14 protein-coding genes, 1 tRNA gene and 1 pseudogene are annotated in these 19,474 nt (G+C 33.2%); 15 read left to right on the forward strand and 1 reads right to left on the reverse strand.

What is annotated here, in order from left to right:
• From ACH2BP_RS05160 to ACH2BP_RS05210, 11 genes and pseudogenes are all read left to right on the forward strand, one after another.
• Nucleotides 1-481 (forward strand): glycine cleavage T C-terminal barrel domain-containing protein (locus tag ACH2BP_RS05160; RefSeq protein ID WP_395057682.1); only part of this gene is annotated, 481 nt, incomplete at its 5' end.
• 163 nt (nucleotides 482-644) lie between these two features.
• A complete protein-coding gene (gene tyrS / locus ACH2BP_RS05165; RefSeq protein WP_395057684.1) occupies nucleotides 645-1,940 on the forward strand; it encodes a tyrosine--tRNA ligase in 1,296 nt (431 codons plus the stop codon).
• Nucleotides 1,941-2,153: 213 nt separating this feature from the next.
• On the forward strand, nucleotides 2,154-5,426 hold the full coding sequence (locus tag ACH2BP_RS05170; RefSeq protein ID WP_395057686.1) for a reprolysin-like metallopeptidase: 3,273 nt from the start codon (nucleotides 2,154-2,156) through the stop codon (nucleotides 5,424-5,426).
• Between the two features lie 666 nt (nucleotides 5,427-6,092).
• Nucleotides 6,093-6,965 (forward strand): DUF3347 domain-containing protein, encoded by an 873-nt coding sequence (locus tag ACH2BP_RS05175; protein WP_395057688.1) that lies wholly within the window; start codon nucleotides 6,093-6,095, stop codon nucleotides 6,963-6,965.
• 31 nt (nucleotides 6,966-6,996) lie between these two features.
• Nucleotides 6,997-7,434: pseudogene (locus ACH2BP_RS05180) on the forward strand (TlpA family protein disulfide reductase).
• Between the two features lie 4 nt (nucleotides 7,435-7,438).
• Entirely contained in the window at nucleotides 7,439-7,936 is a 498-nt protein-coding gene (locus ACH2BP_RS05185; RefSeq protein WP_395057690.1) for a heavy-metal-associated domain-containing protein, read from the forward strand.
• Complete coding sequence (locus ACH2BP_RS05190; RefSeq protein ID WP_395057692.1) at nucleotides 7,936-8,745, forward strand: hypothetical protein; 810 nt, start codon at nucleotides 7,936-7,938, stop codon at nucleotides 8,743-8,745. Before ACH2BP_RS05185 ends, ACH2BP_RS05190 begins: the two co-directional genes overlap by 1 nt.
• 108 nt (nucleotides 8,746-8,853) lie before the next feature.
• Nucleotides 8,854-9,159 (forward strand): four-helix bundle copper-binding protein, encoded by a 306-nt coding sequence (locus tag ACH2BP_RS05195; protein ID WP_395057694.1) that lies wholly within the window; start codon nucleotides 8,854-8,856, stop codon nucleotides 9,157-9,159.
• Nucleotides 9,160-9,226: 67 nt separating this feature from the next.
• Nucleotides 9,227-9,577 (forward strand): heavy metal-binding domain-containing protein, encoded by a 351-nt coding sequence (locus ACH2BP_RS05200; RefSeq protein ID WP_395057696.1) that lies wholly within the window; start codon nucleotides 9,227-9,229, stop codon nucleotides 9,575-9,577.
• A gap of 60 nt (nucleotides 9,578-9,637) precedes the next feature.
• On the forward strand, nucleotides 9,638-10,351 hold the full coding sequence (locus ACH2BP_RS05205) for a heavy-metal-associated domain-containing protein (RefSeq protein ID WP_395057698.1): 714 nt from the start codon (nucleotides 9,638-9,640) through the stop codon (nucleotides 10,349-10,351).
• Between the two features lie 9 nt (nucleotides 10,352-10,360).
• Nucleotides 10,361-12,613 (forward strand): multicopper oxidase domain-containing protein, encoded by a 2,253-nt coding sequence (locus ACH2BP_RS05210; RefSeq protein ID WP_395057700.1) that lies wholly within the window; start codon nucleotides 10,361-10,363, stop codon nucleotides 12,611-12,613.
• Nucleotides 12,614-12,723: 110 nt separating this feature from the next.
• Here the strand turns inward: ACH2BP_RS05210 and ACH2BP_RS05215 are convergent.
• A tRNA-Leu gene (locus tag ACH2BP_RS05215) sits at nucleotides 12,724-12,803 on the reverse strand.
• Nucleotides 12,804-12,987: 184 nt separating this feature from the next.
• Between ACH2BP_RS05215 and ACH2BP_RS05220 the strand changes: the two genes are divergently transcribed.
• From ACH2BP_RS05220 to ACH2BP_RS05235, 4 genes are all read left to right on the forward strand, one after another.
• Nucleotides 12,988-13,929: a ribose-phosphate pyrophosphokinase gene (locus ACH2BP_RS05220; RefSeq protein ID WP_395057702.1), complete on the forward strand. Its 942-nt coding sequence runs from the start codon at nucleotides 12,988-12,990 to the stop codon at nucleotides 13,927-13,929.
• A 30-nt stretch (nucleotides 13,930-13,959) separates the two neighbouring features.
• Nucleotides 13,960-14,571, forward strand: a complete 612-nt coding sequence (locus ACH2BP_RS05225) for a 50S ribosomal protein L25/general stress protein Ctc (protein ID WP_395057704.1) — start codon at nucleotides 13,960-13,962, stop codon at nucleotides 14,569-14,571.
• 134 nt (nucleotides 14,572-14,705) lie between these two features.
• On the forward strand, nucleotides 14,706-16,352 hold the full coding sequence (pgi, locus tag ACH2BP_RS05230) for a glucose-6-phosphate isomerase (RefSeq protein ID WP_395057706.1): 1,647 nt from the start codon (nucleotides 14,706-14,708) through the stop codon (nucleotides 16,350-16,352).
• A gap of 167 nt (nucleotides 16,353-16,519) precedes the next feature.
• Entirely contained in the window at nucleotides 16,520-19,417 is a 2,898-nt protein-coding gene (locus ACH2BP_RS05235) for a TonB-dependent receptor (protein WP_395057708.1), read from the forward strand.
• Nucleotides 19,418-19,474: the final 57 nt, after the last annotated feature.

Below are 19,474 nucleotides of genomic sequence, written 5' to 3' on the forward strand. Positions count from 1 at the left end.
CGAAGTGGAAACCATTTGGAATAAAGTTTTTGAAGCTGGACAATCGTTCGGAATAAAACCAATTGGCCTCGCTGCTCGTGATACATTACGTCTCGAAATGGGTTTTTGTTTATACGGAAATGATATCAATGATACTACATCGCCACTCGAAGCTGGCTTGGGCTGGATTACAAAATTCAATAAAGACTTTACCAATTCCGAAAATTTAAAAGCACAAAAAGAAAGCGGCGTTACCCGAAAATTAATAGCTTTTCAAATGCAGGAACGTTCGGTTCCCCGTCATGATTATGAAATTGTGGATAAAACAGGAAATGTTATTGGTATTGTAACTTCCGGAACCATGTCACCAAGTATGAATGTAGGTATCGGTTTGGGTTATGTAACAACGGAAAATAGCGCTGTCGATAGTGATATTTATATCCGAATCAGAAAAAATGATGTGCCGGCAAAAGTGGTCAAATTGCCTTTTTATAAAAAATAAATAACAATAACAAATGTCAATAACAATTTCAAAAATCAATGTCAATATAATTTATAATTAAATTTTAAAATTGATTTTTGAAATTGAATTTTGAAATTGTCATTGATTTTTGAAATTGATTTTTGCCCTCGAATTGTTATCTTTGCCGAAATTGATTTTGAAAATGAAAAATTTAGTTGAAGAATTAAAATGGAGAGGCTTGTTTCACGACATGATGCCTGGAACCGAAGAACAATTAACAAAAGAATCTACTACCGCATATATAGGTTTTGATCCAACTGCCGATTCCTTACACATAGGAAGCATGGTTCAAATCATACTTTTAGTTCATCTTAAAAATTTTGGGCACAGACCTATAGCTTTAATAGGTGGTGCGACAGGAATGATAGGTGATCCTTCAGGAAAAAGTGACGAAAGGAATTTGCTCGACGAAGCTACTTTAAATAAAAATGTTGCAGGAATAAAAGCAGTTTTATCTAGTTTTTTAGATTTTAATTCGACCGATGCAAATGCCCCAATTTTAGTAAACAACTACGATTGGATGAAAGATTTTTCGTTTATAGATTTTGCTCGTGACATAGGAAAACGAATCACAGTAAATTATATGATGAGCAAAGATTCTGTAAAAAAACGTTTGGGAGCAGAGGGCGAAGGCATGTCATTTACAGAGTTTACTTACCAACTTATACAAGGTTACGATTTTCAGTATTTGTACAAAAACTATAATTGTTTATTACAAATGGGTGGCTCGGACCAATGGGGAAATATTACTACCGGAACCGAATTAGTTCGCAGAATGGGTGGTGAAGGAGCAAAAGCATATGCACTAACAACTCCACTAATTACAAAAGCTGACGGCTCTAAATTTGGAAAATCTGAAGGCGGAAATGTTTGGCTAACTGCCGATAAAACTTCGGTTTATAAATTTTACCAATTTTGGTTAAATACTTCCGATGAAGATGCCGAAAAATACATTAAAATTTTTACTTTTTTAGATAAAAATACGATTGATAGCTTGATTGAAGAGCATAAAACCTCACCACATTTGCGTGTTTTGCAACGCAAATTAGCCGAAGAAATCACAATTCTAGTTCATGGAAAAGAAGAATTAGAAAAAGCCATAAAAGCATCAAATATTTTGTTCGGAAACTCTACTTCCAATGATTTGAAAGAATTAGATGCTGCTACTTTTCTAGAGATTTTTGATGGTGTTCCGCAAGCCGAAATTTCAAAATCTGATATAGAAACTGGAATAAATATTGTTGATGTGTTAAACGAAAAATCAGGTTTCTTAAAATCTAATGGTGAAGCGAGAAGAGCACTTACAGCTAATTCTATTTCGGTAAACAAAGAAAAAGTAACAGAAGAATTTACTCTTACATCAAAAGACATGATAAACAATCAGTTTGTGTTGTTACAAAGTGGAAAGAAAAATTATTTCGTTTTGAGCGTGAAATAAACGAATTTACATTTAAATATCTTAAAAATCCATTTGCTATAGCAGGTGGATTTTTTTATTAAATCAAAAAATGATTTAATAAAAAAATTATCAAATATTGATTTATATCAAAATTTTAACATAATACAAGGAAAAACCATAATATAATTCAAAAAAAACTTAACAATTTTACAACTTTACAATACCAATCAACCAACCAAAAACAAAAAATTTATGAAAAAATTTATTCTAGGGCTATCCATTTTTGCTTGCGGCTACATGCAAGCACAAACCAGTAAATATTGGTCTACACACAACGCAACTACCAATAAGATTAGAGCTACTGATAAAGGTGTAGCTAGATTATCATTCCCAAAAACGTTCGATTTATATGATTTGAATACTGCTCAGTTAAGAAACTCTTTGTTTTCAACAATTAACAGATCAAACAACCAAATTGTAACCATTACATTGCCAAATGCCGATGGTGAGTTCGAACAATTTGAAATGACAGAAGCATCGAATTTTGAACCTGCTTTACAAGCTCAATTTCCAGAAATTAGAGCCTATTCAGGAAAAGGAATCACCGACAGATACGCAACAATAAAATTAAGTATCTCTCCTCAAGGAATTCAAACGATGATTTTTAGAACTGATAAAGAAAATGAGTTTATCGAACCATATTCTCAAGATCACTCTGTTTATGCTATTTTTAAATCACAAAGAGAAAAAGGAAAATTACCTTGGACATGCTCAACTGATGATCATGCACTCGTTTTAGATATTAACAATCAAATTCCTAGCACGAATAAATCGAGTACAGCTCAATTGAAAGTGATGAGATTAGCTCAATCTTGTAATGGAGAGTATGCAGCTTATTTTGGCGCAAGTACAGCCGGTAATTCTGCTGATCAAGCAAAAGTTCTTGCCGCATTCAATGCTACACTAACTCGTTGTAATGGAGTATATGAAAAAGATTTAGCCTTACATTTAAATCTTATCGCAAACACTACTAGTGTAATTTTCTATAATGCCGCAACCGATCCGTATTCTACTACATTAAGTCAATGGAATTCACAATTGCAAACAACATTAACAAACACTATTGGTGCTGCAAATTATGACATAGGTCACATGTTTGGCGCTTCTGGAGGAGGAGGAAATGCAGGTTGTATAGGCTGTGTATGTGGTACTGCTAAAGGTTCTGGTATAACTTCACCTGCTGATGGTATTCCACAAGGTGATAATTTCGATATCGATTATGTTGTTCACGAAGTAGGGCATCAATTAGGTGGAAACCACACTTTTTCTAACAGTAACGAAGGATCTGGAGTTAGTAAAGAAGTAGGTTCGGGTGTAACCATTATGGGTTATGCAGGAATAACATCTCAAGATATTGCTCCTCACTCTATCGATATTTATCATGAAACAACTATTGCTCAAATTCAAGCAAATTTAGCTACTAAAACTTGTCCCGTAACTACTTCTATTTCTGCAAATAATGCAACTCCAATTGTAAATGCAGGATTAGATTATACAATTCCTAAAAGCACACCGTTTACACTTACCGGCTCTGCGACTGATGCAAATACTGGCGATACTTTAACTTATTGCTGGGAACAAAATGACGATGGAGGAACACAAACGGGTGCAAGTAGCGTAGCGAGTATTGCTAAAACTTCTGGACCTAACTGGAGATCATGGAGTCCAACAGCTTCGCCAACAAGATATTTCCCAATTATACAATCAGTTGTAGCAAATTCTGCAACAACAGCTGGAACAGGAAACGATTCTATTAATGTAGAAGCATTAAGCTCGGTAGCAAGAACATTAAATTTTAGATTAACAGTAAGAGATAATGCTCCATATAGCTCAGTAGCTCCAATTAAAGTGGGTCAAACTAATTTTGATGATATGGTAGTAACGGTTAATGCTACTGCTGGACCATTTACAGTAAGTTCTCCAAACACGGCAGTTTCTTACGCAGGTGGATCTTCTCAAACCGTAACTTGGAATGTGGCTGGCACAACAGCAAATGGTGTAAACTGTGCTAATGTTGATATTTACTTATCTACAGATGGTGGTTTAACTTATCCTGTTGCTTTATTATTAGGAACACCTAATGACGGAACTCAAGCAGTTACAATTCCTAACACACCTGGAACTAGCAATAGAATTATGGTAAAAGGAGCTAATCATATCTTCTTTGATATTTCTAATATAAATTTTACAATTACTTCTGGTTCTACAGATACTGTTGCTCCATCAGCACCAACAACTTTAGCAGCTTCTGGAACAACACAAACAACTACAAACTTATCTTGGACAGCTTCTACTGACAATGTTGGTGTGGCTGGATATGATATTTACCAAGGAACAACGCTAAAAGGAAGCACAACAACCGCTACTACTTTTGCCATAACTGGATTAACAGCTTCAACAGCTTATACTTTCTCTGTAAAAGCAAAAGATGCTGCTGGGAATATTTCTGCAGAAAGTAATGTAGTTAGTGTTACAACTCTTGCTCCTGTTTCTGATACAACTGCTCCAACCGCACCAACAAGTTTAGCAGCTTCTGGAACAACATCAACAACTACAAATCTATCTTGGACGGCTTCTACAGATAATGTAGGTGTTATAGGATATGATGTTTATCAAGGTACAACGCTAAAAGGTTCGGTTGCAGGAACAACTTTTGCAGTAACTGCACTAACAGCTTCAACGACTTATATTTTTTCTATAAAAGCGAAAGATGCTGCTGGGAATATTTCTTCAGAAAGTAATCTAGTTAGTGTAACTACATTAGCTGCTTCAACAGTTACTTATTGTACTTCTACAAGTAGTAATACTGCCGACGAAAGAATTGGAAAAGTTGTTTTTGGAACAATTAGTAATACTTCTACAGGAACTGCAGGTTACGAAAATTTTACAGCATTATCTACAAATGCTGCTAGAGGAACTGCTTATACAATTACAATTACACCAACTTGGACAAGTACTGTATATAGTGAAGGCTATGCCGTTTGGATAGATTATAACCAAAACGGGTTGTTTACAGATGCTGGCGAATTGGTTTTCTCTAAAGCCGCTTCTAAAACAACTCCTGTAGCTGGAACATTTACTATTCCTTCAATAGCAGTTTTAGGAACAACAAGAATGAGAGTTTCGATGGGTTATAATGCAATTCCTACTTCTTGCCAATCTTTTACCTATGGTCAAGTTGAAGATTATACTGTAAACATTACTGCTTTAGCAAAACAAATACAAACAGCAGGAAATAGTAGTATTGTTATTAACTTATTCCCAAACCCAACATCATCAATCTTAAATGTAACTTCAGTTTCTGAAAAAGCTACTTTTAGAGTTTACAATTTGTTAGGTCAAATAATTATGAATGGGTTAATAGCTAATAGCGCTATTGATGTTTCAAGGATTAATTCTGGAAATTATATATTAGAAATTTCAGATAATGAATCGACTATTACAAAACGTTTTATAAAAGATTAATTTTTTTAGAAAGATGGTTTTAGAGCTTCCGCAATAACGGAAGCTTTTTTTTATATATTATTGTAGACATTAATAAAATCTGAAGATACGAAATAGTGACATCAATTAATATTACAATTTCATCCAAAGGATTCTTATATGCCAAATGATAAAAAAAGCATAAAAGACAAATAAATAAATAAATTTTTATTTACTTTGTGTGAAATGACAAGAAAGACTCACATACTCATTATAATCTTTACACTTGGCTTCTTTTTGATGCCAACCATAATGTTTGCTTGTGGGAATAAAACAGAAAATTCATGTTGCAAAAAAGATACTTCATCTAAAACAGAAAAAAAAGACTGTTGCAAAAATAAACAATCAAAAGAGGAAAATAATAGTTGTGGAGGAAAATGTGGCCATTCAAACTGCACAGCATCCACAGTAAACTTTAGCATAATTTCGTTTTACGAAATCGAATTTAAAAATAATAATTTTCATTTTTCTACTGAAAAACCAAAATTTTATCACTCAGAAACCTTTATTTCTTCGGGTTTTACTTCCGTTTGGCTTCCGCCAAAAATAAAATAATTTCAAACATTGACAGCCATAAAACTGTCTTGTCGAAAACGAATACTTTGTTTTCAAAATTATTTATTTAACAAAAATTAAAATTTTATCAAAATGAAATCAATATCAAAAATATTGATAGCAATCTCAGTATTGTTATCATTTACTGTGTGCAACGCACAAATTAAAAACGTAAAAACAGAAACAGTTAAAATTTACGGAAACTGTGATATGTGCAAAACAACTATTGAAAAAGCAGGAAATCTTAAAAAAATTGCTAAAATAGATTGGAATGTAGATACTAAAATAGCAACATTAACTTATGACAGCAATAAAACCAATCAAGATGCAATTTTAAAACGCATTGCATTATCAGGTTACGATAGCGACAAATTTCTTGCACCAAGTGACGTTTATTCAAAATTGCCAGGTTGCTGCCAATACGACAGAGTAGCAAAAGTTGCTGTTAAAACAGAACCTAAATCCGAAATTATTGCAGTAAATCATAACAATCATGCAAATCATTCGGAAACACCAAAGGTTGAAGTTCAAAAAGAAAATCAATTAAAAGCAGTTTTCGAAAACTATTTTGAGTTAAAAAATGCTTTAGTAAAAACAGACGGAAACACAGCATCTGCAAAAGCAAGTGTGTTGCTTTCTGCAATAAACGCAGTCAAAATGGAAACTTTAAACACAAACGAACACACCGTTTGGATGAAAGTTTTAAAAAGTATAAAAGAACATACTGAACATATTGCAGATACAAAAGATGCAAAACACCAAAGAGACCATTTTGATACACTTTCTTTAAATATCTACGATTTAATCAAAGTTTCTAAACAAGAAACACCAACCTATTACCAATTTTGCCCAATGGCAAACAACGGCAAAGGTGCTACTTGGTTGAGCAAAGAAAATGTTGTTAAAAATCCATACTATGGTTCGATGATGTTGAGTTGTGGAAAAGTGACAGAAACAATTAAATAATTTACATATGAAAAAATCAATCATTTTATTGATGCTTTTTTCATTGACTTTGCATGCACAATTAAAAGTTGGCGACAGTTTACCAACTTTTAATTTGCTTAATGCGACGAGTAAAAAGGTATCTAATACTAATTTCAAAGAAAAATTCATTCTTATTGATTTTTGGGCTTCTTGGTGTGCACCTTGTAGATTAGGCAATAAGAAACTAGTGAAACTTTAAAATACAATTGATAAAAACAAAATAAATATTATTGGAATTTCATTAGATAAAGACAAAACCAAATGGATAAAAGCCATTGAAAAAGACAAAATACAATTCACCCAACTAATAGACCCAAAAGGTTTTGATGCCAATACTGCAATACAATTTGGGGTAGAAGAATTACCATCTAAATTTCTTTTTAATCAAAAAGGGATTTTAATAGCGATTAATCCAAAAGAAGACGAAATAATTAAATACTTAAATTAAAAAAATGAGAAAGATAAACAGCATATACGTTATACTAATTTCAATAATAATATTAGCAAGTACAAAAGCAAACGCTCAAATCTCGAAAGCCGAAATTCGTGCTACAGAACTAACCTGTTCTATGTGTTCTAATGCTATTAACAAACAACTCAAAAGTTTACCAGAAGTTGTTAATGTAGAAACAGATTTAAACACAAATACATTTACAGTAACACTCAAAGAAGGCAATACTTTAAGTCCAAAAGTGTTTAAAGATAAAGTTGAAAAAGCAGGATTTTTCATTGGTAGATTAATTCTCACAACAAAATCTGAAACTATTAAACAAGGCGCTTACGTTTTAATCAATAGTGCTTCAAACAATAATACGGAAGTTCAAATTCAAGTTTTGGATAAAGGTTATGTAACCGAAAAAGAATTTAAAAAATTATCGAAATCTTTTAAAAATATTGAAACCTACGCATCAAACAATGAAGATGATTTTCACATTAAAATCATCAACTAATGAAAAAAGTAATTATTCTTTTGTTCGTTTTTGCATTTCAAAAAAATTACAGTCAGGAATTATTTGTAGTTACTGATCCAGCAAGTAACATTCCATCAAATACCCTGAGCGTGAGACTTTCTCACTCGCTGTTTAAAGAAGAATTTGTATCAGGATATAATTATCATTTAATGCCTGAAGCAACCTATGGTTTAAATAAAAACTTGATGTTTAGAGCTGCCGCTTTTGTGAGCAATAGAAGCAATAAGTTGGTAACAGAAGGTGGAAGTTTTTACACCAAATACCGTTTTTATTCAACCGATGACTTGAACAGTCATTTTCGTCTAGCGGCGTTTGGAAGATACAGCTTTAATACTTCTGATATTCATCAAGAGCAAATTGAAATTATGGGACACAACTCTGGTTTTGAAACAGGATTGGTGGCAACTAAATTGATAAAAAAAGTAGCCATTAGTACATCTGTTAGCTTTGAAAAAGCACTTGACAACAAACCCAATTATCCTTTCCCAGATGATTTTGGGGATAATGCTACTAATTACACCTTGTCTTTTGGCAAATTAATGTACCCTAAAAAGTACACCAATTTCAAACAAACCAACATCAATTTGATGGTTGAATTTGTCGGACAAACCATTAATAAAAATGGTAAATCCTATCTTGATGTAGTTCCTGCTTTACAATTTATTTTCAACAGCCAAGCTCGTTTAGATTTGGCTTACCGACAAGAGTTGGTAAGTTCAATGTTGCGAACAGCACCAAATGGATTTTATTTTAATTTGGAATATAATTTTTTCAATGTATTTAAATAATTTATATGTGAATTTCACAACTCTAAAAAATAAATATGTAACATCCTAAGCCTAAATACATTGTACTATTATATGTAGAAATTAATCTACAATTAATAAATTCATAAAATGAAAAATGTTCAAGTAAGTATCGAGGTTTGTTTGGCTTGTATGGTCGAATGTGAAAAATGTTCAACAGAATGTTTAACAATGAAGAGTCACGAAGAGTGTGTAAAACTGTGTCGTGATTGTGCCGACATTTGCGCACTTTGTGCGAGATTATGCGCAAGAGGTTCAAAATTTGCTGATGCACTTTGTGCATTATGCGTTCAATGTTGTAATGATTGTGCAAACGAGTGTAAAAAACACGATATGGAATGTTGTAAAAAATGTGCAGAAGCTTGCACAAAATGTGCAGAATCCTGCAAAATGTAAAAAGTAATCAATTTAATACTAAATGCATATCAAAAAATAATTAGTATTGTTTTAAAAATTTAATAAAATGAAAAAAATAATTTTAGTAATTTTAGTTTTCACTTTAGTAACCATTTCTTGTAATAAAAAAATGGAAGAAAAAGGAACTACAGACACACATATGATGAACGAAGGTTCAGAAATGATGAATGATAATGCCGGAATGAAAACACACGCTTGTTCTATGCACCCAGAAATTACTGGAATGAAAGGCGATAAATGTTCTAAATGTGGTATGGAATTAACAGAAAAAGTTATTGATAAAAAAGTTGTAACAACTATTTATTCTTGTCCGATGCATCCAGAAGTTCAGGGTAAATTAAACAGCAAATGTTCAAAATGCGGAATGCCTTTAACCGAGCCCGTTGTAGCTAAATAAAATAAACTGATCTAAATACAAAGCCAAAAATGGCTTTGTATTTTTTTTAAATATAACAAAATGACACATACCTATAAGTTAACAGGAATGACTTGTTCAAGTTGTGAAGCAAAAGTAAAATCTGCTTTACTAACAATAGAAAACGTTACAAATGTTACCGTTTCAAAAGATTTAGAAACCGCCACCATTACAATGGATAAACAGATTGTATTATCCGTTTTACAAAAAGTTTTAGACAAAAATTACCAAATATCGGCAATCAATCACAACGAAATTGAAGAACAAACAAAATCGTGGTTTGAAGTCTATAAACCCATTTTGCTAATATTTTTTTACATTCTGTTAGTAACAACATTGGTACAATCCCAAAATATAAAATTCGATTTTATGCAAGCAATGCGACATTTTATGTCGGGGTTCTTTCTTGTCTTCTCCTTTTTCAAATTATTAAACCTCAAAGGATTTTCCGAAAGTTATGTTATGTACGATGTTTTAGCAAAACAAATTCCAGTTTGGGCTTATCTGTATGTATTTATTGAATTGGGTTTAGGAATTGCTTTTCTAATCAATTTCAATCCAATACTAACAAACTCAATTACAATTGTGGTTATGAGTATCAGTATTATTGGAGTTTTGCAATCGGTATTAAACAAAAAGAAAATTCAATGTGCTTGTTTGGGTGCAGTTTTCAATTTGCCAATGAGTACAGTAACCATTATCGAAGATGCTTTAATGATTGCTATGAGTGGAATTATGTTATTGAAGATACTTTAAGAAAAACAAATGAAAAATAAAATAATAAAAAATATACCAATATTGCCTGCGATAATATTGATTTTGTTACTTTCTCAATCTGTATTTGCTCAAAAAATAATTCGTTACGATTTATACGTTCGTGATACAATCGTAACTTTTGGTGACAAACCAAAACGAGCCATAGCCGTAAACGGGCAAATTCCAATGCCTACGCTAACATTTACCGAAGGCGATATTGCAGAAATTTATGTACACAACGAGCTAAAAGAAAGCACCTCATTGCATTGGCACGGTTTGTTTTTGCCAAACAAAGAAGATGGCGTTCCCTATTTGACCCAAATGCCTATCGAACCCAATAATACACACAAATATACTTTCCCAATTATTCAACACGGAACGCATTGGTATCACAGTCATTCAGGTTTACAAGAACAAATCGGAATGTACGGTAGTTTTATTATGAACAAAAGAACCGATGACCCAATTTTTAGAAAAGGCATTGACGATTTGCCAACAGTCCCAATTATTTTAAGTGAATGGACAGATATGAAACCCGAAAACGTACACCGAATGTTGCACAACGCAACTGATTGGTTCGCCATTCAAAAAGGCACGACCCAAAGTTATGCCGAAGCAATCCAACAAGGACATTTTAAAACCAAAGTTAAAAACGAATGGAAACGAATGAACGCAATGGATGTAAGCGATGTGTATTACAATAAATTCTTAATCAACGGAAAAAACGAAAACCAATTATCTCAATTTAAAGGAGGCGACAAAGTGCGTTTACGAATTTCAAACGCTGGAGCATCAACCTACTTTTGGCTCAATTATGCCGGCGGAAAAATAACCGTTGTTGCTAATGATGGTAACGATGTAGAGCCTGTCGAAGTCGATAGATTAATCGTTGCCGTTTCCGAAACTTACGATATTATTGTAACCATTCCAGCCGAAAAAACCGCTTACGAATTTTTGGTAACTTCCGAAGACCGAACAAAATCCGCATCACTATATATAGGTGATGGCATCAAACAGCTTACTGCTGCCCTACCAAAATTAAAATATTTTGAAGGTATGAAAATGATGAACGATATGATGAAAATGAATGGAGACCTTGACGATATGGGAATGAGTATGTCTTACAATCAAATGGATATGAACGTAGTAATGTATCCAGAAATCACAGGCGAAGCAAAAAACAAAAACGAAAAAATGGGAGATATGAAAATGACCGAAGACGATTACAATAGTAACAAACTTTCGGAAATTGTAACTCTAAATTACACAATGTTAAAATCGCCAGCCAAAACAACACTTCCAAAAGACGCACCAATAAAGGAACTAAAATTTGAACTTACAGGAAATATGAACCGTTACGTTTGGAGTTTAGACAACAAAGTAGTTTCAGAAACCGATAAAATTTTAATCAAAAAAGGCGAGAATGTGCGTATTACAATCTATAACGGATCCATGATGCGACACCCAATGCACTTGCACGGACACGATTTTAGAATTATTAACGGTCAAGGCGATTATGCTCCACTAAAAAACATTATCGACATTATGCCAATGGAAACCGATGTTTTAGAATTTAACGCAAATGTTGAGGGCGATTGGTTTTTTCATTGTCATATCCTTTACCATATGATGGCAGGAATGGGCAGGGTTTTTACTTATGAAAATCAAGCACCAAATCCATTAATTCCTAATCCAAAATTAGCACAACGAAAATTATTTGCCGAAGATCGAAAATTTCATTTTATGGGAGAAAACGATTTTGCAACCAACGGAAACGACGGAATGGCAATGTTTAGCAACACCCGCTGGAGCATCGGTACAGAATGGCGTTTAGGTTATAATGACCATCACGGCTACGAAACCGAAACTCATATTGGGCGATACATTGGCAAAATGCAATGGATTATGCCGTTTGTAGGTTTCGATTGGAGATATAGAAAAATGGAAGATGGTGAAACAGAAAAAACCCTTTTTGGTCAAGAAAACACCAAAAATGTTCGTTCTGTTTTTAGTGCAGGATTAGAATATACAATGCCAATGCTTATAAAAGCACAAGCCGAAGTTTTTACAGATGGTAATTTTAGACTACAATTTGAACGAATGGATATTCCTGTTTCTATAAGAATGAGAATGGATTTAATGTGGAACACCGACAAAGAATATATGGCAGGATTGCGTTATATCATCAATCGAAATTTTAGTATCAGAACTCATTACGATAGCGATATGGGAATAGGTTTTGGTGTTAATTTGAATTATTGAGATAAATTCATTTTTAATTAAGAATAAAACTGGATGAATAGTATCATTTTAGGTTTTATTAAAAATAAAAAAAGGTCAAACTGTAAAAAATTACAATTTGACCGTTAAAGTACCCGGAGCCGGGCTCGAACCGGCACGGTTTCCCACTGGTGTTTGAGACCAGCGCGTCTACCAATTCCGCCATCCGGGCTCATGGAGACAAAATTAAAATCTGTAACAGAAACTAATTTTGATTTCATGACTGCAAATGTAAATATTTTTTTTGCAATTCATCAAAAAATACTTAAAAATTATCTTTCCTAGTCCAATTAAATTCCTAAATTTGCACCTCGGTAAAACGAAACGCAACTAACTAACTACAAAACAACGAATTAATGCCACACCTAGAGCCCGAAGCAAAAGTATTTGCCTGTTCGCAAAGTGTTTATCTAGCCGAAAAAATAGCTGAAAGCTACGGAACAACGCTAGGAAAAGTAACGTTCTCGCAATATAGTGATGGTGAATTTCAACCTTCTTATGAGGAATCAATAAGAGGATTGCGTGTATTTATTGTTTGTTCTACATTTCCAAGTGCAGATAACCTGATGGAATTATTACTTATGATAGATGCAGCAAAAAGAGCTTCAGCAAGACACATAACTGCTGTAATGCCATATTTTGGATGGGCGCGTCAAGACAGAAAAGACAAACCAAGAGTCCCGATTGGAGCAAAGCTAGTTGCAAAATTATTGGAAACAGCAGGTGCAACACGTATTATGACAATGGATTTGCATGCAGATCAGATACAAGGTTTTTTCGAAAAACCAGTAGATCACTTGTTTGCATCGACAATTTTTTTGCCATACGTAAAAAGTTTAGGTTTAGAGAATTTAACTATTGCATCACCGGACATGGGAGGCTCTAAAAGAGCTTATGCATATTCTAAGTTCTTAGAATCGGACGTGGTAATTTGTTACAAGCAAAGAAAAGTAGCCAACGTAATTGATACGATGGAATTAATAGGCGAAGTAAAAGGTCGAAATGTAATCCTAGTAGATGACATGATAGATACCGGAGGCACTTTGGCGAAAGCCGCAGATTTAATGATAGAAAAGGGAGCATTGAGCGTAAGAGCAATTTGTACCCATGCTATTTTATCTGGAGATGCTTACGAAAAGATAGAAAATTCAAAATTACTTGAATTAATAGTGACCGATTCTATTCCGTTAAAGAAAGAATCAAACAAAATAAGAGTCGTGAGTTGTGCACCTCTTTTTGCAGAAGTAATGAACATGGTACATCACAACAATTCCATTAGTGGAAAATTTTTAATGTAAATTATTATTTATTAACTATATTTTTTTAAAATGAAATCGATTACAATTAAAGGATCAGAAAGAGAAAGCGTAGGAAAAGTTGCGACTAAAGCCTTACGTAATGCTGGAGCGGTTCCTTGCGTATTATACGGAGGAGATCAACCAGTGCATTTTTCGGCAGACGAAAGAGCATTCAAATCATTGGTTTACACTCCAAACGCACACACGGTTGTGATTGAAGTTGAAGGCGGAAAATCTTACAACGCAGTTTTGCAAGATATCCAAGTACACCCAGTTTCTGACAAAATTTTACACCTTGATTTTTATCAATTATTTGATAACAAAGAGGTTACTATGGAAGTTCCTGTAAGAATCATTGGAACATCTCCAGGTGTATTATTAGGTGGTGTTTTACGTCTTAACTCACGTAAACTAAAAGTAAAAGCTTTACCAGCTAACCTACCAGATTTCTTAGATGCAGATATTTCTCCTCTACAAATGGGTAACAAAATTTATGTTACAGCTTTAGCTAACGAAAAATACAAAATCCTACACCCAGACAACACAGTTGTTTGCCAAGTAAGAATTTCTCGTGCTGCGATGAAAGCTGCTCAAGAAGCTGCAAAAGCTGCAAAAGCACCAGCAGGGAAAAAGAAAAAATAATTTTTCGACATACTTTTACAAAAAGCGTTCCAATTGGAGCGCTTTTTTTATGGATTATATTTTTTTTCTTATGCCATAGTTTGGCTTAAATTCGTAAATTCGTATTTTATTTTAAACTAACGAAACCTACAGAAATGCCTTTGCAAAACACAAACCCCATCACTACAAAAGCTTGGCAGGAACTCGAAAAACATTTTCTAGAAACAAAAAACATTTCTATGCAGCAGATGTTTCAAGAAGATAATAACCGTGCAGAAAAATTTCAACTTAAATGGGAAGATTTTCTTGTAGATTATTCAAAAAATAGAATTAATCAAACAACTATAAATTTACTTTTAGATTTAGCTAACGAAGTTGGGTTAAACGATGCTATCGAATCTTATTTTTCTGGAAAAAAAATCAATAAAACCGAAGATCGATCGGTTTTACATATGGCACTAAGAGCCAGTAAAAATGACATTGCTTTAGTAGATGGAAAGAATGTAATTCCCGAAATTTTTGAAGTAAAAAATAAAATTAAATTATTTTCTGATAGCATTGTAAACGGAAATAGGAAAGGTTTTTCAGGAAAATCATTTACGGATATCGTAAATATAGGCATTGGTGGTTCGGATTTGGGACCAACAATGGTTGTAGAAGCACTTCAGTTTTACAAGAATCATTTAAACGTTCATTTCATATCTAATATAGATGGGGATTATGTAACCGAAATTATAAAAAAACTAAACCCAGAAACTACACTTTTTGTCATTGTTTCTAAAACATTTACAACACAAGAAACATTAACAAACTCAGAAACTATTAAAGATTGGTTTCTAAAATTTGCAAGAAAAGAAGATATTGCTAAACATTTTGTTGCGGTTTCTACTAATATAAAAAACGCTACCGCTTTTGGCATCAATGACGATAATATTTTCCCCATGTGGGATTGGGTTGGCGGACGATTTTCGTTGTGGAGTTCGGTTGGACTTACAATTAGTTTAGCGGTTGGTTTCGATAATTTTAATAAATTATTGTCTGGCGCAAACAAAATGGACAATCATTTTAGAAACACACCCTTCGATAAAAATATTCCCGTTATACTCGCGTTATTAAGTGTTTGGTATAATAATTTTTTTGGAAGCGAAAGTGAAGCTATTATTCCATACACACAATACTTACAAAAATTTGTACCGTATTTACAGCAAGGTGTTATGGAAAGTAACGGAAAAAGTATAGATCGTAATGGAAATCGAGTTAATTATCAAACAGGATCAATTATTTGGGGAGAGCCTGGCAGTAATTCTCAGCATGCCTTTTTTCAGCTAATTCATCAGGGAACAAAACTAATCCCTACAGATTTTATAGGTTTTGTAAAACCATTACACGGCAACAAAGAACATCATAACATGCTTATGTCTAACTTTTTTGCTCAAACGGAAGCTTTACTCTATGGCAAAACAGAATCTCAAGTAAACGTAGAATTTGAAAACCAAAAAACACCCGTAACAAAAGGGGAGTTTTTACTTCCATTCAAAATTTTTGAAGGAAATAAGCCTACAAATACAATTTTAATCAAAGCATTAACCCCAGAAACACTAGGCTCTCTAATAGCTATATATGAACATAAAATCTTTGTGCAAGGTGTTGTTTGGAATATTTTTAGTTATGATCAATGGGGGGTTGAACTTGGCAAACAGTTAGCTAACTCAATTTTGTCAGAAATCACCACAAAAAATGTAAAGAATCACGACATGTCAACAAGTCTTTTGTTGAATTTCTTTATACATAATAGTCAGTAAATAAATCTATTGGTGTTTTTTTCTTATTTTTAGCACTGAAAAACACAAATTAATTACGAATAATGTAAGGCTGAATTTACTTCAACAAAAAAACCTTAACCTTTAGTTAACATTACAAAAAAAATATTGGCTGAACTTTGCCACGAAATAATAAAATTTTATCAGAAATGAGAAATATGAAAAAATGGTTTTTAGTAACATCTTTTTTAGTTGCCGTATCGTCGGTGTTTGGACAAGGAAAAATAAAAGGTTTTGTTTATGACAAAACAGGCCCTTTACCCGGCGCAAACATATTAATTGAAGGTAATAGAAACGGAATATCGTCTGGTTTTGATGGTAGTTTTACAATCGATTCAGCAACAGAAAACGGAAACATTGTAGTGTCTTTCTTAGGATTTACAACAAAAAAAGTAGCTTACGTTGTTGCAAGTGGGCAAACAACAGATTTAGGGAATATAGTTTTATCTAGCGATGATAACGTTCTTGGAGAGGTTGTTATTACATCGACAGTAATCGATTTAGCAAAAGACAGAAGAACACCAGTAGCGGTTTCAACAATAAAAGGAGCAGAAATTAGAGAAAAATTAGGCTCTCAAGAATTTCCAGAAATTTTAGCAAACACCCCATCGGTATATGCTACAAAAGGTGGTGGAGGTTTTGGAGATTCTAGAATTAATATTCGTGGATTCGACCAGAGAAATATAGCTGTAATGATAAACGGAGTTCCTGTAAATGACATGGAAAACGGAGCTGTTTTCTGGAGTAACTGGGCAGGTTTGTCTGATGTTACTTCTGCAATGCAAGTACAAAGAGGTTTGGGTTCATCTAAATTGGCAATATCGTCTGTAGGAGGAACTATAAATGTAATAACAAGAACTGCAGACATGAAAGAAGGCGGATCTATATCTGCTTTGTTAGGAAATCAGGACTTTTTAAAAACGATAGCTTCATATTCTACAGGAAAAATGAAAAATGGTTTGTCTGCTTCTGTATTATTTAGTAACACACAAGGGAGTGGTTATGTAAATGGGACAAAATTCTCGGGACAAAATTATTTTGTAGGAATTGGTTATGAGTTTAATGAAAAACATGATGTTCAATTTACATTTACTGGAGCGCCTCAATGGCACAACCAGAGATCAGCAAGCCCTACAATCGCACAATTTATAAAATACGGTAATGGTGGAGAGCCTAATATTCGTTATAACTCGGATTATGGTTATTTGAATGGTGAAGAATACAGTTTTAGAACTAATTTTTATCACAAACCAGTAGCTTCTTTTAACTACAACTTCAAAATTAATGACAAAACTAAAGTGTCAACTGTTTTATATGGTTCTTGGGGACGTGGAGGTGGATCTAATGGCGCCGGAGCAATAAGAGGAAACAGATTTAATGGAGATAATTTAAGAAATTCAAACGGAACAATTAATGTAGATTTAATACAAGCTTGGAATTCTGGCGGAGCAGTTTCTATTGTTCCAGTTACAGGAGGGCTACCTAACACAACACCTAGAGCTCAAATAGGTGGTGCATATCAGAATAGTGCTTCTACTAGTAACAATGGAACCAATGGTATTTCAAAAATATCATCTATAAACTCACATGACTGGTATGGTGGTGTTATGAATTTAAACAGAAAACTAACTGATAAATTAACATTAGATTTTGGTTTTGATGCAAGAACTTACAAAGGATTTCATTATCAAAACTTAAACGATTTGATAGGTGCTAAAAATTATGATGCTAAATATTTAGCAGTTGGAGCAGGAAGTAACGATATAAACAATCCTGTTAGAATATTAACAGATCAATATGCAACAGAACCTAACGGAAACCCATTTTTTAAATTAAATTATCAAGAAAAAATTAATTTCAACAATGATGGCTTAGTAAAATGGTTCGGAGCATTTACTCAATTAGAATACAGTACCGAAAAACTAACTGCATTTGTACAAGGAGCGGTTTCTCAACAAGGTTTCAAAAGAGTAGATTATTTCAAATATAAAACAACTGATCCATTAAGCGCTACAGCTAATGAAAAAATCATTGGCGGAAATGTAAAAGGTGGTGTAAACTATAACCTTAACGAAAGAATGAATGTTTTTGTAAATGCAGGTTATTATTCTAAACAACCATTTTTTAATGCAGTTTATCCAAACAATGCATCTATACTAAACGGGAATTTAGTTAACGAAAAAATAACTGGTTTTGAAGCTGGTTACGGGTACAAAAGCCAAAAATTTAATGCTAATTTGAACGTATATCACACCACTTGGAAAGACAGATACCAAAGAACTAATGATCCCGATTTATTAAATGTAGGTGGGTATTATGATTTCTCAGGAATAACAGAAGTTCACTCAGGAATAGAGTTAGAAATGAATGTTAAGCCATTAACAAAATTAGGCATAAACGCAATGTTTTCTCTAGGAAACTGGGAATACAAAGGGAATAGTTTGAGTAACAGATACGATGCTTCAAATGCTCCAATTGGTGGTGGAACTCCAAAAACTTTATATTTAGATGGTGTTAAAGTAGGTGATGCTGCGCAAATGACTGCAAGTCTTGGAGCAAATTATGAAGTAGCAAAAGGGTTAAAAGTTGACGCAAATTACAGATTTTCGGATAAACTTTATGCTGGAATTTCTCCTAATAATTTTGACAAAGAAGAGAACAAAGGTTCATTAGTATTACCTAATTACGGCTTAATGGATGCTGGAGTTACTTACAAAATAAACAGAACCAAAGACAGTAAAGATTCATTTACTTTAAGAGTAAACGTAAACAATGTTTTAGATGAAATATATATTTCTGAATCTAGAACAAATCAGTTTACTGCAACCGAAACAGAATTTAACACGCCAAGCGCAGGAAGTGATGGATTAATTAATCCAACAGCTGCCGTTACAACAGGAAACAAGCTTAAAGGTACAGGTACAAATCAATATGCAACTTACCAAGATTATCAAAATAGAGGATTATATAACGGAACCGACATTAGAAACCAAGTTTATTTCGGTTTCGGAAGAACATGGAATTTTGGAATAACTTACAACTTCTAAAAAAATAATTGAATATTTTTTAAAACCATCTGACACAATCAGATGGTTTTTTTATTA

The organism is Flavobacterium sp. (assembly GCF_043756175.1).
Taxonomy (GTDB): domain Bacteria; phylum Bacteroidota; class Bacteroidia; order Flavobacteriales; family Flavobacteriaceae; genus Flavobacterium.